23 protein-coding genes, 1 tRNA gene and 1 pseudogene are annotated in these 24,760 nt (G+C 69.9%); 16 read left to right on the top strand and 9 right to left on the bottom strand.

All coding sequences use genetic code 11. From position 1 onward, the window contains the following. Positions 1–38: 38 nt before the first annotated feature. The 3 genes and pseudogenes from LCG91_RS12650 to LCG91_RS12640 form a co-directional block, all read right to left on the bottom strand. On the bottom strand, positions 39–1,436 hold the full coding sequence (locus LCG91_RS12650) for a PepSY-associated TM helix domain-containing protein (protein WP_224441584.1): 1,398 nt from the start codon (positions 1,434–1,436) through the stop codon (positions 39–41). Positions 1,437–1,539: 103 nt separating this feature from the next. After that, positions 1,540–2,547 carry a LacI family DNA-binding transcriptional regulator gene (locus LCG91_RS12645; protein ID WP_224443152.1) on the bottom strand — a complete coding sequence of 336 codons (1,008 nt, stop codon included), beginning with the start codon at positions 2,545–2,547 and terminating at the stop codon, positions 1,540–1,542. Between the two features lie 91 nt (positions 2,548–2,638). Then, positions 2,639–3,873, bottom strand: a pseudogene (locus LCG91_RS12640) (Gfo/Idh/MocA family protein). Between the two features lie 356 nt (positions 3,874–4,229). Here LCG91_RS12640 and LCG91_RS12635 point away from each other — a divergent pair. The 5 genes from LCG91_RS12635 (at position 4,230) to LCG91_RS12615 (ending at position 8,692) form a co-directional block, all read left to right on the top strand. Then, positions 4,230–5,039 (top strand): sugar ABC transporter permease, encoded by an 810-nt coding sequence (locus LCG91_RS12635; RefSeq protein ID WP_318010436.1) that lies wholly within the window; start codon positions 4,230–4,232, stop codon positions 5,037–5,039. Between the two features lie 32 nt (positions 5,040–5,071). After that, a complete protein-coding gene (locus LCG91_RS12630) occupies positions 5,072–6,025 on the top strand; it encodes a carbohydrate ABC transporter permease (protein WP_082687537.1) in 954 nt (317 codons plus the stop codon). Between the two features lie 12 nt (positions 6,026–6,037). Beyond that, positions 6,038–7,411: an ABC transporter substrate-binding protein gene (locus LCG91_RS12625; RefSeq protein WP_058749656.1), complete on the top strand. Its 1,374-nt coding sequence runs from the start codon at positions 6,038–6,040 to the stop codon at positions 7,409–7,411. 113 nt (positions 7,412–7,524) lie between these two features. Further along, complete coding sequence (locus LCG91_RS12620; RefSeq protein WP_058749657.1) at positions 7,525–7,995, top strand: BLUF domain-containing protein; 471 nt, start codon at positions 7,525–7,527, stop codon at positions 7,993–7,995. 85 nt (positions 7,996–8,080) lie between these two features. Then, positions 8,081–8,692, top strand: a complete 612-nt coding sequence (locus tag LCG91_RS12615) for a ScbR family autoregulator-binding transcription factor (RefSeq protein ID WP_058749658.1) — start codon at positions 8,081–8,083, stop codon at positions 8,690–8,692. Positions 8,693–8,765: 73 nt separating this feature from the next. On the opposite strand, the gene LCG91_RS12610 is transcribed toward LCG91_RS12615, so the two are convergent. Further along, the gene (locus LCG91_RS12610; protein WP_082687539.1) at positions 8,766–9,212 is read right to left on the bottom strand and encodes a BLUF domain-containing protein; all 447 of its coding nucleotides are present in this window, start codon (positions 9,210–9,212) and stop codon (positions 8,766–8,768) included. Between the two features lie 73 nt (positions 9,213–9,285). Here LCG91_RS12610 and LCG91_RS12605 point away from each other — a divergent pair, with 73 nt between their 5' ends. The 3 genes from LCG91_RS12605 to LCG91_RS12595 are packed head-to-tail and all read left to right on the top strand — an operon-like array spanning position 9,286 to position 11,380. Continuing rightward, positions 9,286–10,032: an MSMEG_4193 family putative phosphomutase gene (locus LCG91_RS12605; RefSeq protein ID WP_224441583.1), complete on the top strand. Its 747-nt coding sequence runs from the start codon at positions 9,286–9,288 to the stop codon at positions 10,030–10,032. Between the two features lie 33 nt (positions 10,033–10,065). After that, positions 10,066–10,593: a DUF3090 domain-containing protein gene (locus LCG91_RS12600; protein WP_058749661.1), complete on the top strand. Its 528-nt coding sequence runs from the start codon at positions 10,066–10,068 to the stop codon at positions 10,591–10,593. 10 nt (positions 10,594–10,603) lie between these two features. Continuing rightward, positions 10,604–11,380 (top strand): SCO1664 family protein, encoded by a 777-nt coding sequence (locus LCG91_RS12595; protein WP_224441582.1) that lies wholly within the window; start codon positions 10,604–10,606, stop codon positions 11,378–11,380. A gap of 58 nt (positions 11,381–11,438) precedes the next feature. On the opposite strand, the gene LCG91_RS12590 is transcribed toward LCG91_RS12595, so the two are convergent. The 3 genes from LCG91_RS12590 to LCG91_RS12580 form a co-directional block, all read right to left on the bottom strand. Next, a complete protein-coding gene (locus tag LCG91_RS12590) occupies positions 11,439–13,457 on the bottom strand; it encodes a vWA domain-containing protein (RefSeq protein ID WP_224441581.1) in 2,019 nt (672 codons plus the stop codon). Next, complete coding sequence (locus LCG91_RS12585) at positions 13,450–14,865, bottom strand: AAA family ATPase (protein ID WP_224441580.1); 1,416 nt, start codon at positions 14,863–14,865, stop codon at positions 13,450–13,452. The genes LCG91_RS12590 and LCG91_RS12585 overlap by 8 nt, the downstream gene beginning before the upstream one ends. A 194-nt stretch (positions 14,866–15,059) precedes the next feature. Beyond that, positions 15,060–16,259: a cobalamin-independent methionine synthase II family protein gene (locus tag LCG91_RS12580; protein ID WP_224441579.1), complete on the bottom strand. Its 1,200-nt coding sequence runs from the start codon at positions 16,257–16,259 to the stop codon at positions 15,060–15,062. A 201-nt stretch (positions 16,260–16,460) separates the two neighbouring features. On the opposite strand from LCG91_RS12580, the gene LCG91_RS12575 reads away from it, so the two are divergent. The 5 genes from LCG91_RS12575 to LCG91_RS12555 all read left to right on the top strand — a co-directional run bounded on the left by LCG91_RS12575 (position 16,461) and on the right by LCG91_RS12555 (position 20,573). Continuing rightward, positions 16,461–17,909, top strand: a complete 1,449-nt coding sequence (locus tag LCG91_RS12575; protein WP_318010435.1) for an MFS transporter — start codon at positions 16,461–16,463, stop codon at positions 17,907–17,909. Between the two features lie 149 nt (positions 17,910–18,058). Beyond that, entirely contained in the window at positions 18,059–18,733 is a 675-nt protein-coding gene (locus LCG91_RS12570; RefSeq protein ID WP_153001763.1) for a GntR family transcriptional regulator, read from the top strand. 368 nt (positions 18,734–19,101) lie between these two features. Beyond that, positions 19,102–19,191, top strand: a tRNA-Ser gene (locus LCG91_RS12565). Between the two features lie 328 nt (positions 19,192–19,519). Next, entirely contained in the window at positions 19,520–20,218 is a 699-nt protein-coding gene (locus LCG91_RS12560) for a hypothetical protein (protein ID WP_224441578.1), read from the top strand. A gap of 34 nt (positions 20,219–20,252) precedes the next feature. Beyond that, positions 20,253–20,573, top strand: a complete 321-nt coding sequence (locus LCG91_RS12555; protein ID WP_224441577.1) for a hypothetical protein — start codon at positions 20,253–20,255, stop codon at positions 20,571–20,573. Here LCG91_RS12555 and LCG91_RS12550 read toward each other — a convergent pair whose 3' ends face one another. Beyond that, a complete protein-coding gene (locus tag LCG91_RS12550; protein ID WP_224441576.1) occupies positions 20,574–20,849 on the bottom strand; it encodes a hypothetical protein in 276 nt (91 codons plus the stop codon). A 203-nt stretch (positions 20,850–21,052) separates the two neighbouring features. Next, the gene (locus tag LCG91_RS12545; RefSeq protein WP_144805035.1) at positions 21,053–21,418 is read right to left on the bottom strand and encodes a hypothetical protein; all 366 of its coding nucleotides are present in this window, start codon (positions 21,416–21,418) and stop codon (positions 21,053–21,055) included. A 240-nt stretch (positions 21,419–21,658) separates the two neighbouring features. On the opposite strand from LCG91_RS12545, the gene LCG91_RS12540 reads away from it, so the two are divergent. From LCG91_RS12540 to LCG91_RS12530, 3 genes are read left to right on the top strand one after another with little or no spacing between them, the layout of a single operon-like run. Further along, the gene (locus LCG91_RS12540; protein ID WP_224441575.1) at positions 21,659–22,258 is read left to right on the top strand and encodes a hypothetical protein; all 600 of its coding nucleotides are present in this window, start codon (positions 21,659–21,661) and stop codon (positions 22,256–22,258) included. After that, on the top strand, positions 22,236–23,063 hold the full coding sequence (locus LCG91_RS12535) for a site-specific integrase (protein WP_224441574.1): 828 nt from the start codon (positions 22,236–22,238) through the stop codon (positions 23,061–23,063). The genes LCG91_RS12540 and LCG91_RS12535 overlap by 23 nt, the downstream gene beginning before the upstream one ends. Further along, positions 23,060–24,760, top strand: coding sequence for a transposase (locus LCG91_RS12530; RefSeq protein ID WP_224441573.1), 1,701 nt, complete (start codon positions 23,060–23,062; stop codon positions 24,758–24,760). The genes LCG91_RS12535 and LCG91_RS12530 overlap by 4 nt, the downstream gene beginning before the upstream one ends.

Genomic DNA, 24,760 nt, shown 5'->3' with positions numbered 1-24,760 from the left:
GTGGCGACACCGCCACGGGCCTCCCGTCCGTCACCGGGTCACCGAGTGCGGCGACCGAACGTGGTGACCAGCGCGTCCACCAGCAGGAACCCGAGCAGGGTGACCCCGACGACCGGCAGCAGCAGTGCGAGGCCGACGGCGACGACGACCACCGCGGTCGTGCCCCACCACGGCGCCCGGGCGAGCGCCCCCGCGGCTGGGGCGCGACCGAACCGTGCGCCGGCGGGCCGCCGCTGCCACCACATGACGTACCCGAACACGACCATCGCCGCGATCCCGAGCGCCGCCAGGAGCAGCACGAGCTGGTTCGCCAGCCCGAAGAGCGCCCCCATGTGCGTGTTGATGCCGAGCTTCGCGGCCTTCGCCATGAGCGGGTAGTCCGCCCACGTGACCTCGGACACCGCCGTCATCGTGCTCGGGTCGACGGCGACGGCGTTCATCGCGACCGGCCAGCTCAGCTTGATCTCCTCGACGGTCCAGGCCGTGTCCGCGGACGCCGGCGGGCGGATCCGGACCTCGGCGGCGTGCACGCCGGAGTCCCGGGCGACCGCGAGCACCTGGTCGAACTGCTCAGGTGTCGTCGCTGCGGAACCCATCGTCATCGAACCGCCGCCGTGGTGCCCGGCATGCTCGCCGCCGGAGGCCGCCGCGGTCGAGCCGTCGAGCGCGGTGTCGACCGTCGGCGCCTGCCAGCTGAGCGCCGAGCGGAGCGCCGTGACGTTGTCGCCCGCGAAGTGTGACCACGTGATGCCGGTCGCGGACAGGAACAGCGCCCCGAGGAGCACCCCGGCACCCGTCGCCGCGTGCCACGAGAACGTGCGCCGGTACCCGGTCGCGCGGTTGTCCGGCAGGATCAGGTCCCGCTTCCGACGGGCCCTGCGGAGGCGGAACGCCCACAGCCCGATGCCGGCGAGCGAGACGATGCCGAGCCACGACGCGGCGGTCTCGCTGTAGAGCCGTCCGACGTCGCCGAGGAACAGGCTCCGGTGCACGGTGCTGATCCACGTGCGGAAGGGGAGCGAGCCCGACGTGCCGTACACCGGCAGGTCCCCTCGGACGGCGGCGTCACCGGGGTCGACGAACACCGCGCGGGTCTGCGAGTCGAGCAGGCCCTCCTCGGTGAACATCACGCGCGTCGTGGTGCCGGGCGACGGGGCCGGTCGGACCTCGGCGACGGTGTCCCCGGGGTGGTGACGCTCCACGTACCGCTGGGCTGCTGCGACCTGGTCGGCGAGGGGGAGCGCGGACGCCGTCGAGGGAGCGGTGAGCTCGTGGCGGTACAGGCCCTGCTCGATCGTCGGCGCGACGGCGTAGACGGCGCCGGAGAGCGCTGCGACGAGGACGAACGGGCCGACGAAGAGCCCGGCGGTGAAGTGCAGGCGGAGGAGGAGCTGGGCGAACCAGCCGCGGGACGGTGGCGGGGCGGTGGCGGGCATCGGAGCGCGGGGTCCTGTCGGGCTGAGCTGAGGTACGGCAGGGCGCCGCACGAGCGCTCACTCTACAAGACGTAGAACGTCAGCGACGCAATGAGGTGGAACGTCAGCGTCGCACGTCGCAGCCGCAGCTCGCGCCGAGCACGAGCTCCGCCGGTACCAGGTCGAGGTGGTGGTCGTCGGGAACGTCCCGCGCGAGCACCCGGTCGACCGCGGCGGCGGCCATCGCCTCGACGGGCTGCCGGACGACGGTGAGCTGCGGGTTCGTGTAGTCCGCCTCCGCCGCACCGTCGAACGACACCACGGCGACGTCGTCCGGTGCGCGGAGCCCGAGCTCGTACAGGGCACGCAGGAGCCCGACCGCCTGCATGTCGGAGCTCACGAACACGGCGCGGGGTCGCGTGCCGCCGCCGAACATCCGCAGACCGGCCTCGTACCCGCCGGCGCGGTCGAACGAGCACCGGGCGATCGGGCCGTCCGGCAACCCGGCGTCGCGCAGCGCCTGCATCCAGCCCTGCTCGCGGAGCTCCATCGAGCCGGTGTGCCCCATCATCAGGCCGATCTCCCGGTAGCCGTGATCGATCAGGTGCTGCGTGCCCTCCCGAGCGCCGCGCAGGGCGTCCACGCCGATGCTGGCGTACTCGGGGACCTCGAAGAACGTGTTGAGCAGGACCATCGGGATGCCGGGGTCGGTCGTCGACGACAGGTCGGGGTGCGTCATGATGCTCGTCACGATGATGCCGTCGACCTGACGGGCGGACAGCGTGCGGAGCCGCTCCCGCTCCTGTTGGGCGTCGCCGTCGCTGTTCGCGATGAGGACGTCGTAGCCCCGGGCTGCTGCGGCGTGCGTGACGGCCACCGCGAGCTCCGACCAGAAGGGGTTGTCGAGCTCGGGCACGATCAGGCCGAGCATCTTCGACGAGCCGGTGCGGAGGGCCTGCGCGCTCGCGTTCGGGCGGTACCCGAGGACGCGGATCGCCTCGCGCACTCGCGCTGCCGTGTCGGCGGCGACCGGTCGGGGCCCGTCGTGCACGACGTAGCTCACCACCGAGGTGCTCACGCCCGCGTACCGGGCGACGTCCGCGCGGGTGACCGCCCTCGGGCTCGACGGCATGCTCACGGGGGTCACCTTCCGGGGCGGCCGACCCGGGTGGTCGGCCGTGGTGGTCCGGACCCCGCGGCGTGCGGGGTCCGGACCACGAGGGCTACTCGCTCGCGATCCTAGACGAGACGGTGCTGGTGGCGGGTTCGGGGGCGTCGCCGTGGTCCGGCACGGGGAGCCGGACGCCGCCCTGCAGCGCGGACCGGTGGGCGACGATGCCCGGCAGCGTGTAGCGGGCCGCGACCCAGGCGTTCACCGGGGGAGCGTCCCGTCGACGACCGCGCGGACGAAGTCGTCGACCAGGAAGTGGTGGCTGCCCTCGTGCCCGGTCGGCACCCCGTCGAACTCGTCCGGCAGGCGGTCGACGTCGTGCACGGGGGCGTAACCGGAGACGAACGCGTCGCGGAGGGCCGGGTCGACGTCGGCGAGGCGCGGGTCGTCGAGCTCCATCGTCGGGCGGGTGTCGATCTGGTCGCTGACGTCGTGCACGGCCTCCTTGTCCTGCCACACGCTGACGGTGGCGAGCTGCTCGAAGCTGGCCTCGGTACCGAAGTACCGGAAGCGGGACTCGCGGATGTGCGACGGGTAGCCGACCCGGCGCATCTCGTTGATCCGGACGACACCGCCGTTGTCGAGCTCGAACAGGGCGGTCGCGTTCGAGAAGTCGTTGTCGAACTGGCTGACCTCCTTGTCGAAGACCCCGTCGTCGCGGTCGTCCTTCACGCCGATGCAGCTGACGCTCACCGCGTGCCCGGGGATCGCGCCGAGGACGCCACCGACCGAGTGCGTCGGGTAGAGCATGGGCGGGTAGCTCGCGGTGCGCTTCCACTGCTCGCCGCCGCTGTACTGGTACGCGGCGTAGAAGCCGAGGTCCATGTCGTGGACGTAGTCGCCCTCGGCGTAGAACACCCGACCGAAGGCACCCTCGGCGACCCGCTTCCGCGCGAAGACCGTCGCCGGGTTGTAGTGGCTCGTCTCGCCCATCATGTACGTGAGCCCGGTCTCGCGGACCGCCTCGATGATCGCGGCGATCTCGTCCTCGGTGATCGCCATCGGCACGGCGGAGTAGACGTGCTTGCCGGCCCGGAGCGCGCGGACCACGAGCGGGCCGTGCGTCCAGCGCTGCGTGAAGATCGCGACGGCGTCGACGTCCGAGGCGAGCACCGCATCGAAGTCGTCGAGCGTGCCGTCGAGGTGCTGCGCCGCGACGAGGTCCTCGGCGCGGCCGTCGACGACGTCGGTGACGAACACCCGGTCGACGTCCGGGTGGATCTTGAAGAGCTTGGCGAACTGGGGCGCGAACTGGCCGGCTCCGACCATTCCGATGCTGATCATCAGTGACCTTCCGAGGTGGGGGACGTGTCGCCGAGCAGGTCGCTCCGTCGCGATCGCGGCAAGCATGACACATCGATCTACACGTGACAACCCCTTGGAGCGCGCCACAAATCGATGCTTGTGAGGGGAAGTCCCCACGTGTAGATTCCCGGCCACGGACTGCCGACGTCAGTCCACCGCAGACGAAGGAGTCGCGATGGCAACCGAGAGCCCACTGTCGTCACCGCTGGTGACGGCACCACCACGGACCGCACGGAGCACCGACGCGGTCCACGCCCGGACCACCACACCACGGCGTCGACCACGGAACGACCTGTGGCTCGCGCTCGTGTTCATCGCCCCCCGCCTCGATCGGGTTCGTGGTGTTCCTGCTCTGGCCGACGATCCGGGGCATCTACCTCAGCTTCACCACGTACAACCTGCTCACCCCGCCGGTCTTCACGGGCCTGCAGAACTACGAGCGGTTGGTGCAGGACTCGATCTTCTGGAACTCGATGGCCGTCACCGTCGAGTACGTGGTGCTCAACATCGGCTTCCAGACGGTCCTGGCGCTCTTCATCGCCGTCATGATGCACCGGCTCACGCAGTCGACCTTCGTGCGTGGCATCGTGCTCGCGCCCTACCTCGTGTCGAACGTCGTTGCGGCGCTCATCTGGCTCTGGATCCTCGACACGCAGCTCGGCATCGGCAACGAGGTCCTGTCCGCGATCGGGGTCGGCCGCATCCCGTTCCTGCAGAGCGACGTCTGGGGCATCCCGACCATCGCCTTCATCAACGTCTGGCGGAACGTCGGCTACACCGCGCTCCTCATCTTCGCGGGCCTGCAGGCGCTGCCCGAGAGCGTCTACGAGGCCGGCCGGATCGACGGGGCGAGTGAGTGGAAGATGTTCTGGCGCATCACCGTGCCGCTGCTCCGCCCGATCCTGTCGCTCGTCCTGATCATCACGATCATCGGGTCGTTCCAGGTGTTCGACACCGTCGCCATCACCACCCAGGGTGGGCCCGCGAACGCCACGAACGTCGTGCAGAACTACATCTACAACCTGGCGTTCGGCCGGTTCCAGTTCGGGTACGCGTCCGCCGTCTCGGTGGCACTCCTCGTCGTCCTGAGCATCATCACGTTCGTCCAGTACCGACTCTCGCGCTCCGGCGAGAGCGACCTGGACTGACGGCCACCGAAGCAACCGGAAGCGAGTCGACGATGACCAGCACCCTGCCCCCGGTGGTCGAGCCCACCACCACGCGCGCCCTCACCACCCGCGGCGCGAAGCCCCCGCGTCCGAAGCCCTCGGTCGGACGCGTCCTCGCCTGGACCGCGATGATTGCCGTGATCGTCGTGACCCTGTTCCCCTTCTACTGGATCCTCCGCACGGCGCTCTCGTCGAACGGCGCGATCTCCGCCGATCCGACCTCGCTGTTGCCGACCGGCTTCAGCCTCGGCGGGTTCGAGCGCGTGTTCGGCCTGCAGTCCACGGAGGAGGCCCTGGCGCAGGGCGGCTCCGGCGCGGCGATCAACTTCTGGCAGTACCTGCTCAACTCGGTGATCACCGCGACGATGATCACGGTCGGCCAGGTGTTCTTCTCCGCCGGCGCCGCCTACGCCTTCGCCCGCCTGCGGTGGCCGGGCCGCGACAAGGTCTTCGGCGTGTTCCTCGCGGGGCTCATGGTCCCCACGATCTTCACGCTCCTGCCGAACTTCACCCTGATCAAGTCGCTCGGCCTGGTCGACACCCTCCTCGGGATCGCGCTGCCCTCGATGCTGATGACCCCGTTCGCGGTGTTCTTCCTGCGGCAGTTCTTCCTCGGCATCTCGCGCGAGGTCGAGGAGGCCGCGCTCATCGACGGCGCCGGCAAGGTCCGCGTCTTCTTCCGGCTCATCCTGCCGATGGCCTCGGCACCGATCGCGACGCTCGCGGTCCTCACGTACATCACCGCCTGGAACGACTACTTCTGGCCGCTGATGGTGTCGTACACGGACAGCTCCCGCGTCCTCACGGTCGCGCTCGGCGTCTTCAAGTCGCAGACCCCGCAGTCCGGCACCGACTGGGCGGGCCTCATGGCCGCGACCCTCGTCGCCGCCCTCCCGATGATCGTGCTGTTCGGCGTCTTCGCCAAGCGCATCGTCAACTCCATCGGCTTCTCCGGGATCAAGTAGGGACCCCCGCACATGACGCACTCCATCTCCCGCCGCGCCCTGTTCGCGGGCGGTGCCTCGGCCCTGGCGCTCGGCGCCCTCGCCGCCTGCTCGTCACCGAGCACGCCGAACCCCCGCAGTGGTGCGACCGGCACCGTGTCCTACTGGCTGTGGGACGCCAACCAGCTCCCCGCCTACCAGGCCGTCGCGAAGGCGTTCGAGCGCGAGAATCCGGACATCAGGATCCGCATCACGCAGCTCGGCTGGAACGACTACTGGACGAAGCTCACCGCCGGGTTCATCGCCGGCACCGCGCCCGACGTGTTCACCGACCACCTGTCGAAGTTCCCGCAGTTCGCCGACCTGGACGTGCTGTACCGGCTCGACGAGCTCGAGGCGACGAGCGCGATCCGCGACGACGACTACCAGTCCGGCCTCGCGCAGCTCTGGAAGGGCCGCGACGGCCACCGGTACGGGTCGCCGAAGGACTGGGACACGATCGCGATGTTCTACGACCGGAACGTCATCGCGAAGGCCGGGTACACCGCCGAGGACCTCGCCGCCCTCGAGTGGAACCCCGACGACGGCGGGACCTTCGAGAAGGCGATCGCGCACCTGACCGTCGACGGCAAGGGACGGCGCGGGGACGAGCCCGGGTTCGACAGGTCGGACGTGGCGGTCTACGGGATGAGCGCCAACGGCAGCGGTGGCGACGGCTTCGGGCAGACGCAGTGGTCGCCGTTCACGGGCTCGATCGACTGGTTCTACACGAACAAGAACCCGTGGGGGAACGAGTTCCGCTACGACGACCCCGCCTTCCAGAAGACGATCTCCTGGTACTTCGGGCTCGCCGAGAAGGGCTACATGCCGAAGTACGGGGTGTTCTCGACGACGACCGGTCCGGACGTGCAGCTCGGGTCGAGGAAGGTCGCGCTGTCGTTCAACGGCTCGTGGATGATCGGCGCGTACGCCAACCTGCAGGGCGTCGACGTCGCCATCGCCCCGACGCCCAGGGGACCGATCGGCCACCGCGCGTCGATGTTCAACGGCCTGGGCGACTCGATCACGAAGCAGGCGCGGAACCCCGAGGCCGCGGCGAAGTGGGTCGCGTTCCTCGGGAGCGCCGCGGCGCAGGAGATCGTCGGCCGCGCCGGCATCGTCTTCCCCGCCCGCCGGTCGGGGACCGACGCCGCGGTCGCCGCCTTCCGGGAGCGCGGGCTCGACGTCACCGCGTTCACCGAGCAGGTGGCGGACGGCACGACGTTCCTGTTCCCGGTCACGCGGAACCCGGCAGATGTCCAGGCGCTCGTCCAGCCGGCGTTCGACGACATCTACGCGAACGGCAAGCCGGTCTCGACACTGACCGGCGTGAACGAGCAGGTGAACACGCTCCTCGCGCTCACCTGAGCCGACGTGCCGGGGCCCGCGTCCCGGCGTCGATCGTCCGCACACCGCACCCGACTGCGGTGTGCGGACGACCGCGTTGACCCTCCGCCGCAGCAGGACACAGACTGGCGCCGATGACACAACTCACCTCCCTCGTGTACATGTCCGTCGCCGTCGACGAGATGACCGACGACCAGCTGGTCGCCATGCTCCGTGAAGCCCGCCTGCGCAACGACGCGCTCGGTGTCTCGGGCCTCCTGCTCGCCAAGGGCGGTCGCTTCATGCAGGTGCTCGAGGGTCCGTCCTGGAGCGTCGAGGACCGCTTCGCCGCGATCGAGCGCGACACCCGCCACCACGGCGTCAAGTCGCTCTCCCGCGAGGACATCGACACCCGCCGCTTCGACGGCTGGTCGATGGCGTTCGGCAACCCCTCGGACCTCGAGGTCCGCGAGGAGCCCGGTTTCAGCACCTTCCTCACCGAGCGCTCCGGCCTGCCCGCCGACCTGGCCGGCTCGCCGGCCGACTGGCTGCTCCGCTGGTTCCGCGGACGCGACCTGCAGGACGTCCCCGAGGAGCGGATGACCCTGGCCCGTCACGCCGCCTAGCGGTCGTCCACGGCGACGCGACCACCCTCGGACTGGAGGCACGGTGCCGGCCCGCCCCGTGCCTGGCGTCCGCGAGACTGGTCACGTGGGGAAACGTGAGCAGATCCTGGTGGCCGCGGCGGAGGAGTTCGACCGTGTCGGCTTCGCCGCCACCTCGATCGCGGCCGTCGCCCGACGCGCCGACGTCGCGCAGGGGACGCTGCACTTCCACTTCCCGACGAAGCTCGCGCTCGCCCTCGGGGTCATCGACGAGCAGAACGCCCGCACCTTCGCCGAGGTGCACCACGACACCACCTCGCCGCTGGCCGCGTTGATCGGTGCGTCGAAGCACATCGCGGACCTGCTCCGCACCGACCCGATCGTCCGTGCGGGCATCCGGCTGTCGCTCGAGCGCGGCGAGTTCTCCGGAGCCACGTCGTCGTTCTACGAGCAGTGGATCGGCGGCATCGTCGACGTCTTCCGGTTCGCGATCGGCAGCGGGGAGCTCGAGACCGACCTCACCCCGGAGGAGCTCGGTGGATCGGTCGTGCCCTACTTCACCGGGGTGCAGCTGGTGGCCGAGGTGCGGAGCGGGCGTGCGGACCTCGACCCGGCCGTCGCCGTGATGTGGCGGGTGGTCGTGCAGGCGACCGCGGCACCGGCGCACCGGGCCCGGTTGCTCGAGGTGGTCGCGGACACCTTCGACGTGGCAGGCTGAGCCGCGCCGGGCTGGACCGCGTCAGGCGGAGCCGCGTCAGCGGTCGGCGGCCCGCAGCGCGGCGCGGCCGGCGTCAGCGGTCGGTGAGCTCGCGGTCGCGGAACCACTTGAGCAGCCACGCGGCGCTCGTGCCGTCGAACTCCGGCGCGAAGTCCATCGTGCCGGACAGGAACGGGCTGAAGCCCTCCTCCGTCGCGACGTCGCGGTCGTCGAGCGATCGGTAGGCCATCGACCAGCCGTCGAAGCGTCGGCGCTCGATGTCCTCGCGGATCAGCGACTTCACCTCGCCGTGCCGGGGGTCGCGCGCGATCGCACCGAAGCGGTCGTCGACGCTCCACGCCGGGCCCTCGAGCAACTGCATGAAGCGCCCGCCCTTCGCCACGAGCAGCCCGGAGACACCGAGCGCCTCGTTCCGCAGCCGTGCCTCGCGCAGGAGCTCGGCCAGCGCGTCGTCGTCGAAGGGCACCGCGGAGCGGCTCATGTAGACGATGGAGACGAGCACCGCTCCATCTTCGTGCATCTCCGGCGCCTAGCCGACCACTGTCCGCCATCCGCTCCGTGGACCCACGGGCGAGATGCCTAGGATCGACCGCATGGCGACCGTCCTCCTCGTCCGGCACGGACGCACCACCGCGAACGCGACCGGCGTCCTGGCGGGTCGCACCGCCGGGGTCGCCCTCGACCGTGTCGGCCGCGAGCAGGCCGACCGTGCCGCCGAGCGCATCGCGCCGATCCCCCTCGCCGCGCTCGTCACGAGCCCGCTCGAACGCTGCCGGCAGACCGCCCGCGCGCTGCTCGCCCGCCAGCAGGGCCGCCCCGACGTGCGCGTCGAACGGGCGATCACCGAGGCCGACTACGGCGACTGGCAGGGTCGCAAGCTCGCGGACCTGGCGCAGGAGCCGCTCTGGAGGACGGTGCAGGCGAACCCGAGCGCCGTGGTGTTCCCGGGCGGGGAGTCCATGCAGACCATGCAGTCCCGGGCCGTCGCCGCGGTCCGCCGGATCGACGCCGAGGTCGAGGCCGCGCACGGTCCGACCGCGGTGTGGGTCGCGGTGAGCCACGGCGACATCGTGAAGTCCGTGCTCGCCGACGCGCTCGGCATGCACCTCGACCTGTTCCAGCGGATCGCGGTCGGCCCCGCGTCGGTCTCGGTCGTCCGCTACGGCGAGCACCGGCCCGAGGTGGTCGCGACGAACACCGACTCGGGGGACCTGTCCTGGCTGGCCGCGGCACCGGCCCCGACCGGGGACGCGGCGGTCGGCGGCGGCGCGGGACACGGCGAGCCCCGACCGGCAGCCGGAGCGTCCGGCGACGGCGAGCCGGGGACCGCGCGACCCTGAACGGACGGAGCCGGACGCTCCTACAATCGGGTCATGCCCACCATCGTGCACGGCTTCGACTGGCCGGAACGTCTCGTCGTCGGGACGGTCGGCCGCCCGGGCGAGCGTGCCTTCTACCTGCAGGCGCGCGACGGCAAGCGGGTGACCAGCGTCGCGCTCGAGAAGGAGCAGTCGGCGGTGCTCGCGGACAAGGTCGCCGAACTCCTCGACGAGGTCGCCACCGTCGAGGACAACCGCTTCAGCGTCCCGCCGGCGGCACCGTCCGAGCTCCGTGACGCCGCTCCGCTCGACCAGCCGGTGGAGCCCGAGTTCCGCGCGGGCGCGCTGAGCCTGGGGTTCGACCCGGCGACCGCGCAGGTGGTCATCGAGGCGTACCCGATCGAGGACGAGCTCGAGATCGTCACGGAGACGAACGAGGACGGTGACGAGGTCGAGGCCGTCGTCGAGATGCCCGAGCCGGCCGAGGTCTTCCAGGTGAAGATCCCGGTGGGCAGTGCCCGGGCCTTCGTCGAACGCACGCGCGAGGTCGTCGCAGCAGGTCGACGGCCCGGCGACGCATGAGCCCCGCCGCATGAGCCCCGCCGCACCTCGGTACGACGGCCCGCTGACGATCCGGGCGCGCATCCGCGAGGCGTCGAACGCCACCTTCCTCGCCGACCTCGACGGCGAGTCCGTCGTGTACAAGCCCGTCGAGGGGGAGCGTCCGCTCTGGGACTTCCCCGACGGCACCCTCGCCGGTCGTGAGGTCGCCGCCCACCTGGTCTCCGAGGCCTTCGGATGGGGCATCGTGCCGCCCACGTGGCTCGGTGACGGTCCGTTCGGCCCCGGCATGGTGCAGCGCTGGCAGGACGTCGACCCGGAGCAGGACGCCGTCGACCTGGTGCCGACCGACGAGGCCGACGCCGATGGCACTCCGTGGCTGCCCGTGCTCGAGGCGATCGACGAGCACGACCAGCCGGTCACGCTCGTGCACGAGGACACCGCGGCGCTCCGCCGGATGGCCGTGTTCGACGTGGTGGTGAACAACGCGGACCGCAAGGGCGGGCACGTGCTCGCCATGCCCGACGGCCACCGCTACGGCGTCGACCACGGGCTGACGTTCCACGTCGACCACAAGCTCCGCACGGTCCTGTGGGGCTGGATCGGGGAGCCGCTCGACCCCGACGAGCTCGAGGGGCTCGACCGCGTGTCCGAGGCGCTCCGCGGGGACCTCGGCGTCGCGCTCGCCGAGCACCTGACCCGCGGCGAGATCGACAACCTGCGGGCCCGCTGCGCCGCCCTGCGGGCGGTCGGGGTGTTCCCGCCGCCGCCCGGACACGGCCCCGCCGTCCCCTGGCCGCTCTTCTGACGGACGGGAGGCGCGGTGCCGGCCGACACCGCGCCTCCCGTCCGTCAGCCGGTCGCGTCTACCCCGACCAGTCGTCGCCGAACAGGGACGCGCCGCCACGACGAGCACCGAGGTACGAGCCGACCACGGCGACCCCGAGGTCGTCGTTCTCGGGCGCCACGACGGATCCGTCCACCCGCCGAGCCATCGCGTCGATGAACCGCGCCAACCCGGGGTCGTCGCCGAGCCGGAAGAACGTCGTCTGCGCGCCGAGCCGACCGGCGTTCTCCAGCTCGCGCACCGTCAGCGCGATCGTCACCGGATCGGGCGGGTAGCCGAACCACACCTGACCGTTCGGCTCGAGGTGCGAGGTCGGCTCACCGTCGGTGACGACCAGGAGCACGGGCTGGGCCGTCGGGTGCTTCCGGAAGTGCCGGTTCGCCAGGAGCAGCGCGTGGTGCAGGTTCGTTCCCTTGTCCCACTGCGCGTCGAGGCCGACGAGCTGGTCGACGTCCATCACCTCGGCCTCGCGCCCGAAGGCGATGAGCTGCAGGTCGTCCCCGCGGAACCGCGTGCTGACCAGGGTATGGAGCGCGAGGGCGGTGCGCTTCATCGGCACCCAGCGGTCCTCCATCGCCATCGAGAACGAGGTGTCGACGAGCAACGCGACACAGGCCTGCGTCCGCGCCTCGGTCTCCTGGACCTCGACGTCGTCGATCGTCAGGCGGACGCCGGGCCCGGACCTGCCGTCCGCGGCGGAGCGCACGAGGGCGTTCGTGATCGACCGGGGGAGGTCCCACGGCTCGGTGTCGCCGAACGCCCACGGGCGGGTCGCACCGGAGGGCTCGCCGGAGGCACCCGACCGGCGGAGGTCGCGGGCACCCTGCCGCCCGGACATCCGCTCGGCGACGTCCTTGAGCAGGCTCTTGCCGAGCTGCCGCATCGCCTTCGGGGTCAGACGGAGCTGTCCGTCCGAGCCGCGCTTGACCGCGCCCGAGTTGCGGAGTGCCTGCTCCAGCCGCTGCAGGGTGCGGGCGTCGACCGTTGCCTCGTCCCCGAGCTGGCGCTGCAGGGCGTCGAGGTCGAGGTCGGCCAGGTCGGACCCCGGTCCGGACTGCGCGAGCTGCTCGGCCAGGGCGTCGAGGTCGGCGATGTCCTGGAACACCCCGGTGCCGTCGCCGAGGCCGAGGCCCTGCTCGCCGTCCATGCGCTCCGAACCGCCCCAGTCCTCGCCGGGACGGAGCGCGCGCAGGTTGTCGTCGAGCTGCCCGAGCTGGCCCATCAGGTCCGGCGAGCCGAACGCCTGCTGCGCCAGGGCGTCGAGCTCGTCCCGCTGCTCCTGGGTCATCGAGTTCCGCATGCGCTGCGCGGCCGCGGCCCGTGCGGCGAGGTCGTCGAGCAGCTCCTCGACGTTCTCCGGGTCGGACGGGAAGTGCTGCCCGTGCTGCGCCATGAAGGCGTCGAACTGCTCCTGCGTGTCGATGCCGCGTCGGTGGTCCTCGAGCAACTGGTTGAGGTCGCGCATCATCGCCGACACGGCCGCGCGGTCCTCGTCGGAGGCGTTCTCGAGCGCCTGCTTCATCCCGGCGAAGCGCTGGTCGAGGACCTCGCGCCCGAGCAGGTCCTTGATCTCGTCGTACTTCTGCCGGGCCGTCCGGCTCTTCCAGTCGTAGCCGTTCAGTTCCTGCACGGCGCTCGCGGGCGACGGCGGGAGGCTGTCGAGCTGCATCTCGGCCAGTGCGCGGTCGCCGTCGTCGAGGTCGACGTTCCGGGCGAGCTCACCGCGTTCGGCGAGCAGGGCCTCGTCGAGCAGTTGCTGCACCTGCTGCAGGGTGCCGTCGAGGTTGTTCCGGCTGGTGAGCTCGCGCCGACGTTCGGCGACCCGACGCATCAGGTCGTCGAGTCCGCGCTGGGTCTGACCGCCGCGGCGCAGGAACTCGCGGAGCGCGCGCTCGGGCGAGGTGCCGCCCATGACGTCCTCGCCGATGGCGTCGAGCGCCTCGGACAGGTCGACCGGGGGAGCGAGCGGATCGGGCCCGCCCTCGTACCTGCCGTAGCGGGCGTCACGGGTCAGGCGGCGGTTCTGCCGACTAGCCATAGACGGCCTCGCCGCCCCCCGACTCCTTGCTGATGCGCCGGGCGAGGAAGAGCCCCTCGAGCGCGAGCTCGATCGCGCCGGCCCGCTCGCCGTCGTCGGTCGCACCGAGCCGTTCGCAGACCTGGTCGTAGACGTCCGACTCACCGATGGAAGGCAGCCCTTCGAGGAACGCCCGCGCGCTGACCTGCTCGCCGGTGGTCACCATCGTGCCGCCGTCGAGCGCCTCGACGAGCACGCCGAAGTCGATCCCGCGGAAGCGCGAGCGGACGGTCTCGGCCGTCGCGGTGCGGAGCAGGTGCTCGAGGACCTCGTCGGCACGGTCCTCTTCACCGTTCTCGAACTCGATCTTGCCGCCGAGCACGTCGACCGCGGTCTCGAGGTCGATCGGCCGGGCGACCGGGTGCTCCTCACCCTGCCGCGCCGCACGGTGCACGGCCGCGGCGGAGATCGTCTCTGCCCCGGCGATCGCGAAGCGTGCGCTGACGCCGCTCCGCTGGTCGACGGCGCTCGATTGCCGCAGGGCGCGGGTGAAGCGGGCGAGGATCTCGATCAGGGCGTCCGGCACCTCGGCGGTGAGCTGGGCCTCTTGTCGGATGACCGCGACCTCGTCCGCGAGCTCGATCGGGTAGTGCGTTCGGATCTCGGCGCCGAAGCGGTCCTTCAGCGGGGTGATGATGCGACCGCGGTTCGTGTAGTCCTCGGGGTTGGCGCTCGCGACGACGAGCACGTCGAGCGGCAGGCGCAGCACGTAGCCGCGGATCTGCACGTCGCGCTCCTCCATCACGTTGAGCATCGCGACCTGGATGCGCTCCGCCAGGTCGGGGAGCTCGTTGATCGCGACGATGCCGCGGTGACCGCGGGGGATCAGGCCGAAGTGGATCGTCTCGGGGTCGCCGAGGCTGCGCCCTTCCGCGACCTTCATCGGGTCGACGTCGCCGATCAGGTCGGCGACGCTGGTGTCCGGGGTCGCGAGCTTCTCGACGTAGCGCTCGTCGCGGTGCACCCACGCGATCGGCAGGGCGTCACCGAGGTCCGCGGCGCGACGGATGCTCGCCGTCGTGATCGGTTCGAAGGGGTGCTCGCCGAGCTCGGAGCCGGTGATCACCGGGGTCCACTCGTCGAGGAGCCCCTGCAGGGTGCGGAGCAGGCGGGTCTTGCCCTGCCCGCGTTCGCCGAGCAGCACGACGTCGTGCCCGGCGATGAGGGCGCGTTCGAGCTGGGGGATGACGGTGGTCTCGAACCCGTGCAGGCCGGGCCAGGGGTCGCGGCCCTCGCGCAGGGCCTGGAGGAGGTTGTCGCGGATCTCGGCGCGGACCGACTTCTGGACGTGCCCAGCAGCGCGGAGCTCGCCGACCGTGTGGATGTCTGGTCGGGTCACGGTCCGCACGCTACGCCCGCGCACCGACATGCGGACGGGAGGCGCATGGCAGCCCCGCCGCGCGCCTCCCGTCCGCCTGGTGACGGCCCGCGTCCGTGTACCGCGAGACGCCCTCGACCACGCGGAACGCCCCCGGATCCGGCGGCGTCTCGCCGCATCGGGTGCGCCTCGTGCCGACGCTGGCGTCTCGCAGCCGAACGTGCTGGGACGGGGCGGCGGCAGCGTCAGCCGAACAGGCGGCGCGACGCGATCTCGGCGCCCTCGACGAGCGCGCGGAGCTTCGCCCACGCGACGTCCGACGCGACGAACTCGTAGCTCGCGAACGTGGCCAGGCCGCAGTCCGTCCCCGCGACGATCCGGGTGGGGTCGCCGACGGCCTCCGCCGCCTCGACGATCCGGTTCGCCACGAGCTGCGGGTGCTCCAGGTAGTTCGTCGTCACGTCGATGACACCCGGTACGAGCACCGCGCCGTCGGGCAGCGGCAGGTCGCGGAAAGCCGGGAACTCGTGCGCGTGCCGCGGGTTGCCGAACGGGATGCTGAAGGATCCGACCTCGGCTCGGTAGAGGTGGGGGAGCAGCACGTCGACCGGGACGTCGTCCTGGTGCGGCCCCTGCCAGTTGCCGTAGCAGACGTGCAGGCGGGTCTGCTCCTTCGGGATGTTCCGCAGCGCGTGGTTCAGGGCGTCGACGTGCAGGTCCACGGCCGCGAGGAACTCGTCCAGCGGCGCGTCCCCGAAGTGGATGACGCGCTCCATCGCGAGGTCCGGGGCGTCGAGCTGCAGGACGTGCCCGCGTGCGACGATCTCCTCGTACTCGACGCGGAGCTGCTCCGCAAGCGCGAAGACGTACTCGCGGTGGTCGCGGTAGTGCGGGTTCCCCTCGTCGAGCAGCAGGGTCGTCGCGACGATGCCGGGCGTCGCGGCCGAGATGAACGTCCCGGCGGGCGTGCGGCCGGCGGCGGCGTTCCGGTCGAGCTCGCGTGCGAAGCCGTCGAGGTCCTCGCGGATGCCGGCGCGTTCCTGGTCGTACTCGAGCAGGCCCTGGGCGACCGGGGTGTCCCACACGCGGGCGAACTCGGCACCCTCGTCGATCTGCCGGGCCTGGAACGCCGCGTACTCCGGGAACTTCACGCTGTCGAGCGTGGGCTTGCGGTGCCCTGACCCACCGAAGCCGGTCAGACGCTCGCGGATGTACGTCGAGAAGCCCACGCGGGGGACCTCGCCGTCGTTCACCACGTCGATCCCGACGTCGAGCTGCGCGTGGACGGTCCGTGCGAGGACGGCGGACGTCTCCTCGCGGAGTGCCTGCGCGTCGAACGGCTTCCCCTGGTCGCGGGCGACCAGGAGCGCGGTCAGCTCGGGCGTCCGGGGGAGTGATCCGGTGTGCGTGGTCAGGATGCGGTCGGTCGAGTTCTGCAGCGGCACGCGGCCACGCTACCGAGCCGGACGCGCGCCGGGTGCGGCCGTGACGTCGCGCGTCGCGCCGGTGCGAGGCGGACGGGAGGCGCGGGGCCGGGCCGCACCGCGCCTCCCGTCCGTTTTGCACGACTCCCTGAATCTGTGAGGACGTAAAGCTGCACTAGCACTGGGAACCAGCCTGGAATCTCCGGAGTACGGTCCGCTCTCGTGAGCAGTACGACGAACGGGGCGATCACGAGCCTGGTCCCCGCCAGGATGGACAGACTGCCGTGGACACGGTTCCACTGGAGCGTGGTGGTCGGGTTGGGGGTGTCCTGGATCCTCGACGGCCTCGAGATCCAGATCGTCTCGAACGCCGGCTTCCAGGCGGACCTCGACCTGTCGACGCAGCAGGTGACGCTGCTCGGCACCATCTACCTGGTCGGGCAGGTCGTCGGCGCCCTCGTCTTCGGGCGCATGTCCGATCGCCTCGGGCGCCGGAAGCTCTTCATCCTCACGCTCGCGATCTACCTGATCGGATCGGGCATCGCGGGGTTGGCCCAGGACTTCTGGTTCCTCGCGGCGTTCCGGTTCATCGCGGGGCTCGGCATCGGCGGTGAGTACGCGGCGATCAACTCGGCGATCGACGAGCTCATCCCCTCGAAGTACCGTGGGCACGTCGACATCGCCATCAACGGCACGTACTGGGGTGGTGCCGCGCTCGGCGCCTTCGCGAACATCTACCTGCTCGACCCGTCGATCTTCGCGGAGGACATCGGCTGGCGCATCGGGTTCTTCCTCGGCCCGGTGCTCGGCATCGCGATCATCTTCCTGCGGCGGCACATCCCCGAGAGTCCGCGCTGGCTGATGACGCACGGACGCGAGGACGAGGCCGAACGGACGGTGTCGGAGATCGAGGACTCGGTCGAGAAGAGCACGGGCCACCGTCTGCCCGACGTCGACCGGTCGAAGGCGATGACCGTCACCCCGCTCGACAAGGTCGGGTTCCTCACCATCGCGCGGGTCCTGCTCAAGCAGTACCCGACCCGCACCCTGGTCGGCGCGACGATGATGATCACGCAGGCGTTCCTCTACAACGCGATCTTCTTCACCTACGCGCTGGTGCTCACGAACTTCTTCGGGCTGAAGACCTCGGAGACGTCGGTGTACTTCTTCCCGTTCGCCATCGGCAACCTGCTCGGGCCGATCATCCTCGGTCGCTTCTTCGACACCTGGGGTCGGCGGCAGATGATCTTCCTGACGTACCTGGTGTCCGGGCTCGTGCTGGCGACCTCGGCGTTCCTGTTCCGAGCGGACGCGATCAGCGCCACGGTGCAGGTCGTGTTCTGGTGCGTCTCGTTCTTCTTCGCATCGGCCGGTGCCTCGAGCGCCTACCTCACCGTGAGCGAGATCTTCCCGCTCGAACTGCGGTCGCAGGCGATCTCGTACTTCTTCGCCCTCGCGCAGATCTTCGGTGCGGTCGCGCCCGCGATCTACGGCGCGTTCATCGGGGACGGATCGTCACGTGAGCCGCTGTTCTGGGGGTACCTGCTCGGGTCGGCGGTGATGATCGCCGGTGGGGTCGTGGCGTTGGTGTTCGGGGTCGATGCGGCGCGCAAGGGGCTGGAGGACATCACCCAACCCTTGTCGGTCCTCACCGACGCGTCCAAGAAGTAGGATTTCGTATACGTGATGTTTAGCGCGGAGGCCCTCCCGCTGGGAGGGTCTCGGCATGTCACTCCTCCACATCCCGACACCGACCGGATCGTTCCACCGGTCGCCCGCCTCCGGAGCACCCGGTGGTCGTCGTGCGTGACCCTGGGGCGATGGATCGGTCATCGTCCTCGGGGAACGACCGGGTCCCCGACCCGAACGGCATCAGACGCAGCCTGCTGCGGGACGCCGTCTTCCTCAAGCTGCTCGAGAACGTCCTGCGCGGGGTCTACCGCCGCGGGCAGCGACTCCGACTCGACGACATCGCGCGGGACATGCAGGTCTCCCGGACGCCTGTGCGCGAAGCCCTCGTGCCGCTCGAGTCGCTGCGACTCGTCAGCGTGCAGCGCTACGTCGGCGTCGTGGTCGCGCCGTGGTCCGTCGGGCAGATGGTCGAGCGGCTCCGGGTCGCGCGGGCGATGATCGCCGACCCTGCGCCCGGATGCCACGGCGTCGACGAGCCGTTCGACGCGCATGTGCTCCGGTCCTGCCTGACCGAGGCCGGGGCACTCGTCGAGATCGGTGCGTGGTACCTGCGACGTCGCGGTGCGATCGTCAGCGCCGACTGGCTCGTGGCGCAGCGCGCGGTGCTCGACACGTTCTTCACCGACGACGTCGCGGTGGCGAACGGGATCGATGCCGTCGTCGGGCGGCGTGGTCGGGTGCAGCAGGTCGAGCGGGCTGCTGCTGCGGCGGAGCGTGCGCAGCTCGACGTGTGCGCGTCGGAGCTCCTGGGGTTGGCCGAGGACCTCATCGCGTTGCCCGATCGGTTCCGCTCCGCTGCCTGAAGCGCGGAGGTGGCCCGAGGGGCACCCAGAGCGGGGGCGCGGACCGGGTCCGCGCCCCCTGGCCGTCCCCTCCGGGCCGCCGCGGTCGGGTGCGTCGGGCTCGGCAGAAGGGGGGACGACTCCTGGTGCTGTGTCGCGGTGACGGGGGAGAGGACGCCCCCGGAACGTGATGTCCGCGTCCCGTCGATGCTAGGCGTCGGGGTACGACCCGACAACCCCCACCTGTCCCCACTTCAGGGGACCCGACCTCCTGCGCTCGCTGAGTCGCGGCGTCCGGTGGACAGGAAGGCGCGCGCAGCCCGGTGGCGCCGAGGTCGAGAGGACGCTCGTCCTCCTGTATGGTGGGACACGCGCTCGCGAGAGCGCACGGAGACGTCGCATAGTCAGGCCGAGTGCACCACCCTGCTAAGGTGGAGTCCCCTTTGAGGGGACCGAGGGTTCAAATCCCTCCGTCTCCGCACTCCGGCAAGTTAACGACTCTGGCTCTTGCTAGTTGAGGAGTCAGGGTCGTTCTTGCCGATTCTGGCGGCGATCACGAGGGGGCGTGGTTGCGGGGGAGCACGCGTGATATTCCGCGTGACCTGTGTGGTGGCGGCCGTACTACCCCGATTTTACGCGGATCTGGCCCTGTGCTTCTCTCTGGGGAGCATCGTGCCTGATCTCATCCTGGGTCCGAGGTGTGACTCTGCGGCAGTTCAGCGTGCGGTGATGCGATCGCGTGCGGATGGCGTCGCTCCGGTGGATCTCAGTCGTGCGGAGTGGTTCACGCCGTTTGGGTGGGTGAGCGTGCTTGCCTTCATCGATCGGCAGTGTCGGGATGGTCTTCTCGTCGCGTTCGTGCCGCCGGCGGATCGGAACAAGGCGGGGTACCTGAATCGGATGCGGCTGGGGGATCGGCTCGATGAGCTGGGGGTCGCGCACACGCTGCCGTTCGTTCCGTCTCGTAACAATTCGAATCTGATGGAGTTGCACTCGTTCGACTCTGTGTCGAGCATGGAGCGCTTGGCCCAGCACATTCACGACTCGGTGGCACCGACTGACGGGAAGTACGCGCGTGCGTTGTACCGCTCGTTGAGTGAGGCGGGGGAGAACGTTGAGCTGCATTCAGGTCTGTCGAACGGGTTCCTGGCTGCGCAGCGGACGCGGGACTGGGGGACTACTCCGACGCTCCGTTTCGCGGTCGCGGACTCGGGGCGTGGGTTCTTGGAGAACTTGCGGCCGTTCGGGGCGAAGTCCGATGGTGAGGCGTTGCAGATGGCGCTGGGTGGGGTGAGTAGCGTGCCTGGGTCTGGCCGCCGGGGTGGACTGAAAGTGCTGTCTGGTCTGCTTGCGGGACTCGGCGGTACGATAGTGGTGTCTTCCGGCGCGTCTATGGTCTCCAAGGACGCGAAGTCCTCTGCGGTCCGCAGCTTCGCGGAACCCTTTTGCGGGTTCCGTTTTCGAAGGTGTCGTACCACTTTTCGATGGGGCACGGTGACAGGATGAACGTTGAGTACTACGACGAGCGAGGTGAGCTGAAGTGAACGGAGCAGTCGTCGATCACGTAGTTCCAGTGCAGCTTCCGCGTTTGGCTGGCACGCGTCACGCTGCGGACCATCTCATTGAGCCGAAATTGGTTGAAGTAGCGGGAGCGACGGTTCGTCTGCTCGGTCAAAACATGATCGATGCGTCGTCGTCGTTTTCGGATCAGTTGCTCGTTCGCCTCGTCGACGCTTCAGTCGGTGAGGTAGTGGTGTACTCGGGCCCGGATGACTTCTTCGACTACTTGGCTGCTTCGGCGCAGGAGCTGGGCTTCAGGCGTTTGCGGCGTGCGACGATGACGGAAGAGTATTCGGTCTAGTCAGCGGTGCTTTCGCATGAACTTCGCGACGGTCGTCAGCGTGTGGTCGTAGTGCCGTTCGACGGCGACTGCTGAGTACTTCGGTCCAGGAGCGTTCACAGCCCACTTGCGGCCGACGAGGACGTACTCCTTGACCGCCGCGCGGACGCCGTCATCTCCCGTCTTCGCCGCTCCGATGAGTGCCTTCGAACCGAGGCGGATCAGCGCGACGGCGTCATCGTCCGTGGTGAGGGGCAGGGCGTTTTGTCGGTAAATCTCTTCGTGGAACGCCTGCACGGCGTCGAGGGTTTCCGTTGCGCCGGTCCGGAGCGTCTTGGCTCGCTCGGCTCGTGACGGGAGTACCCGTTCGGCGAGAACGCTGCCGGCGCCGGACCCGAGCAGGATGAGGAGTGCCAGTAGTGGTGCTTGCCACCACAGGTCCGGACCGAACTGCAGCTGCGCGACAGTCGACGCGGGATCCGCCAGCTGAGTCGCGGGGTTCACTTGTCGACCTGCCAGGAGCCGGGGCGTGCGATCTGCCCGTCAACGGTTCGGATGCCGGCCCACAAGCTTCCACTGGGCTTGCCGCTGCTGCGGAACAGGAAGTCGGGTTCGACGCCGCATTCCTTCGCGAATTCGAGGAGGTCCAGGTTCGGGTCCGCGTGCAGCAGAACCTGTGCGGTGACCCACATGACGTTTGTTCGCACCGCCCCAGTTTCTGCGGGGCTAAGTTGCGGACTGCGGGGGCCGTTTCGGCCTTCTCGCGACCGGTCGTGTCCGGCGCGGTCGCGGCGGTAAGGCGCGTCGGACCAGTCGTGGTTTCTGATCTCCGCGGCGAACTCTGCGGCGAGCCTGCTGAGCGGCATCGTGTTGCCCCTTCCGATAGGGAGCGAATCGTTCGAGTCTCCCGACGAGACTCGATATCAACCTACCCCTCAGCCTTCGCTCCTGCCACTGCGGGCACCACTCGCATCCGGGCGCTGCCTTCCGTTCGCCGCGCCTTGCTCGGATTGCCGACAATACAGTCGCTCCGGATCCGGCGGTCGCCGGTCCGGGCGGCGCTCCACGATCGGATTTGGGTGCGGAGCAATACGGTGGTTCTCAGCATGAGCACACAACCTGCTGCACTCACCCAGATTCACGAGGCGCTGGCGGCATACCGCCCGCGCGATGCGGCGCCCTACTGGGATGCGTCTGGGTCGGCGTTTGCAATCAACGCCGTCCTCCGTGCCAAGCCGCAGGATGAGGGCGACGCGCTTCGCCTCTTGCGGTCCGTGGCACCGTTCGTGCTGTGGGCCCACGAGCAGGACCTTCCCGAGCATGTGGAAGCGGTGTTCACGCCGGACCGGCTGGAGGAGTACCTCTCGACGGGTGCTCGGGCGGAGTGGGTATCGAACACGTTCGTCACGGTGAAGTGGGCAATCCGCCGGGTTGGTGTGGGCGCCACCAAGCGCGCACCATGGACGCCGAAGCTCACCGCGCCCAAGGATGAGAAGCTCAGCGTCCCGTACTCACAGTCAGAGATCGACTGGTACCGCGCGGCAGCGGACAATCAGGCCACGGCCCGGCGATCGCGGTACATGCGCGCAGCGCTGGCGATGCATCACGGTGCCGGTGTGAAGCACAACGAGTTGCGATTCATCGTCCTGGGCGACCTGGTTCCAGACGCAGCGGAGCCGTCTCGTGGCCTGGGCGGCGCGGGCTGAGCCCGAGACGCCAACCGCCGCGTACAAGACCATGTTCGCGGTGTGCCAGTTCGCCCGATTTGCCAGGGATCGCGAGATTCCGCTGGAACCCGAGCGGCTGTTCACCCCCGAGAACGTCGAGTGGTACATCTCAACCGAGCTGTCCACACGGAACGAGCACTCCCGCTCGACGCAGCGCGCCGCGCTGCGTCTGGTCGGCCGTGCGATCACACGGCGAGCAGCATGGCCGCCGGCGGATCCGCGCTACAAGAAGCCGACGGCAGCGGAACCGTACTCGGTGGCAGAGCAGCGCCACCTAATTAGCCTCAGCGACATTCAGGCCACAGAGCGTCGTCGGCGTGCGTGCCGCGGTGCCGTCTGCCTCGGCTTGGGGGCTGGCCTCCGCGGACCGGAGCTGGAACGTGTCCGAGGCTCCGACGTCGAGCGTTGCGACGGGCTCGTGTTCGTGCACGTCCGCGGCGACCGAGAGCGTGTCGTTCCCGTGCGTCGCCAGCATGCCGGCGAAGTACTCCGACTCGCGTTCGACCACCCCGATGAGCCGCTGCTCGGCCCGTTCAGGCCGCATCAGCGCGACCCGCTGTCACGGATCAAGTCTCTGCTGGAGATCCCGTCCTGGTCACCGCCCCTGGAATTGCGACGGCTCCGCACCACCTGGATGGTCGCCATCCTCAACGAGGGCATCGGCCTGGCCGACTTTGCCGACGTCGCCGGCGTCACCGACCTGCGCTTCGCGCACCTTCTCCCGCACCTCACCAGAAAGGAACCCGCCGACGTCGCCCGCCGACTCGCCGGAACCACCGCATGACGAACCACACCGAGTTCAACCCGATGCCTTCCTACCTCCCGACCGGCCGCCGCATGGACAACCGCGAAGCGGTCACGTGCGCGCTCCACATCATCAACCAGTCCGGCCTCAGCCCCGTCCTCGACCGACTGGAGCGCACCACACCGGGCCGAGCCCGCAACGTCGGCTACGCCGCCACGCTCGCCGCGAGCATCGCGTTCAAGGTCCAGGAACCCAAGCGCGACGTGAAGATCGCGGACATCGCCCGATGGGTGCACTCCCTCACCCCGCCCCAGCAGCGACGCCTCGGACTGCCGGGACGCTGGACCTACTTCAACCTGCAGACCACGTTCAAAGCGCTGCACGAGGAACTGGAAACGGAGATCAGCGACCGGCGGATCGACGTCGACGGAACCGTCACCAGCGTCCGACGACCGGACCTGCTGAGCCTGGACGCATTCGCGAACGCACTCCTCGCGGGCTCCTGGTCGCTGCCCGGATGGAAGCGTTCCCTGCCGTGGACGCCCGTGCAGGCGATCGACTCCACCGACATCGAAACTCACGCCCGGGCCCGCGCCTGGACCGCCAAGCCGGACAGCCGCGACGAGTACACCCCAGACGACGACACCCCCAACCGGGAGTGGAACGAGAACCCCATTGAGTGGCCGAAGATTGGCCACCTCGACGGCCGCAAGATCGTCAGCGCAGACCTGCAGGCCCGCGTCGGCTGGCGCACCCGAACTGACGGACGTGCCACCAACGCCTTCAACGGCTACGACGCACACCTCCTCGTGGACGCCGGAGCCCCAGGCCTGCGGTTCTGGGTGCCGCTCATCCGCGGCATCCTGGTCCGCCCGGCTGGCAGCTACAAGGCGCAGGCCGGGCTCGACCTGCTCGACTCGCTGCACGGCGGCATCCAGTTCAACCACCTCACCGCCGACCGCGGCTACAGCCAGGCCCGACCCGAGTCGTGGGCGGCACCGGTCGCCGCTCGCGGACTGAGCTACGTGCACGACCTCCACACCAACCAGCGACGACCGCACCCGTCCGACTCGATGCCAGGCGTGTTCTGGCTCGACGGGACGCTGTTCCCTGCATCGCTTCCGACGAAGTACCGCAAGCTGCCCGGCTTTAAGATGCGCGGCACGGCGAAGGAACGCGATGAGCTGCACGCAAAGTACGACGAGCGCGCGCAGTGGGCGTTCGTCCCGAACCGCCGCTTCCCGAACGGCGACGTGCAGTTCAAGGGCCCCGCACGCGCCGGGCACCTGCGCTGCGAAAACTACCCGCCGTCGAAGCGGCTCGGAAACCACGTCCCGCGCAGCAACTGCATCCCGGGGGAGCGCTGCATGTGCGCCGCGACGAAGGTCGTTCCGGCGACCGAAGCGGCATGGGAGCGGCAGCGTTACGTCTACGGCACCACGAAGTGGGCCGCCTACTACGGGCTCCGCAACCTCGTGGAGAGCCAGAACTCGCAGCTGAAGTACTGGCGAGGGTCCATGCGTCGACACAGCACCCACGTCTTCGGAACCACCGCGAACACGCTCGTCCTCGTCCTGAACTGCATCGCCGTGAACGTCAGCATGCTGCGCGACGCGTACGGCGACGTCGACCCGACCGACACCGCGCCGACCCGGCGCGACGTCGCTCCCCGCCGCCGCCGGGCCCCCAAGTACCTCCCCGCCAACCTTCGGCCGCGGCGACGCACCACCGTCTAA

Source organism: Curtobacterium sp. TXMA1 (assembly GCF_020162095.1).
GTDB lineage: Bacteria > Actinomycetota > Actinomycetes > Actinomycetales > Microbacteriaceae > Curtobacterium.
Note: the sequence above shows the minus strand (reverse complement) of the source record. Positions and strands in the feature narration are given on the sequence as shown.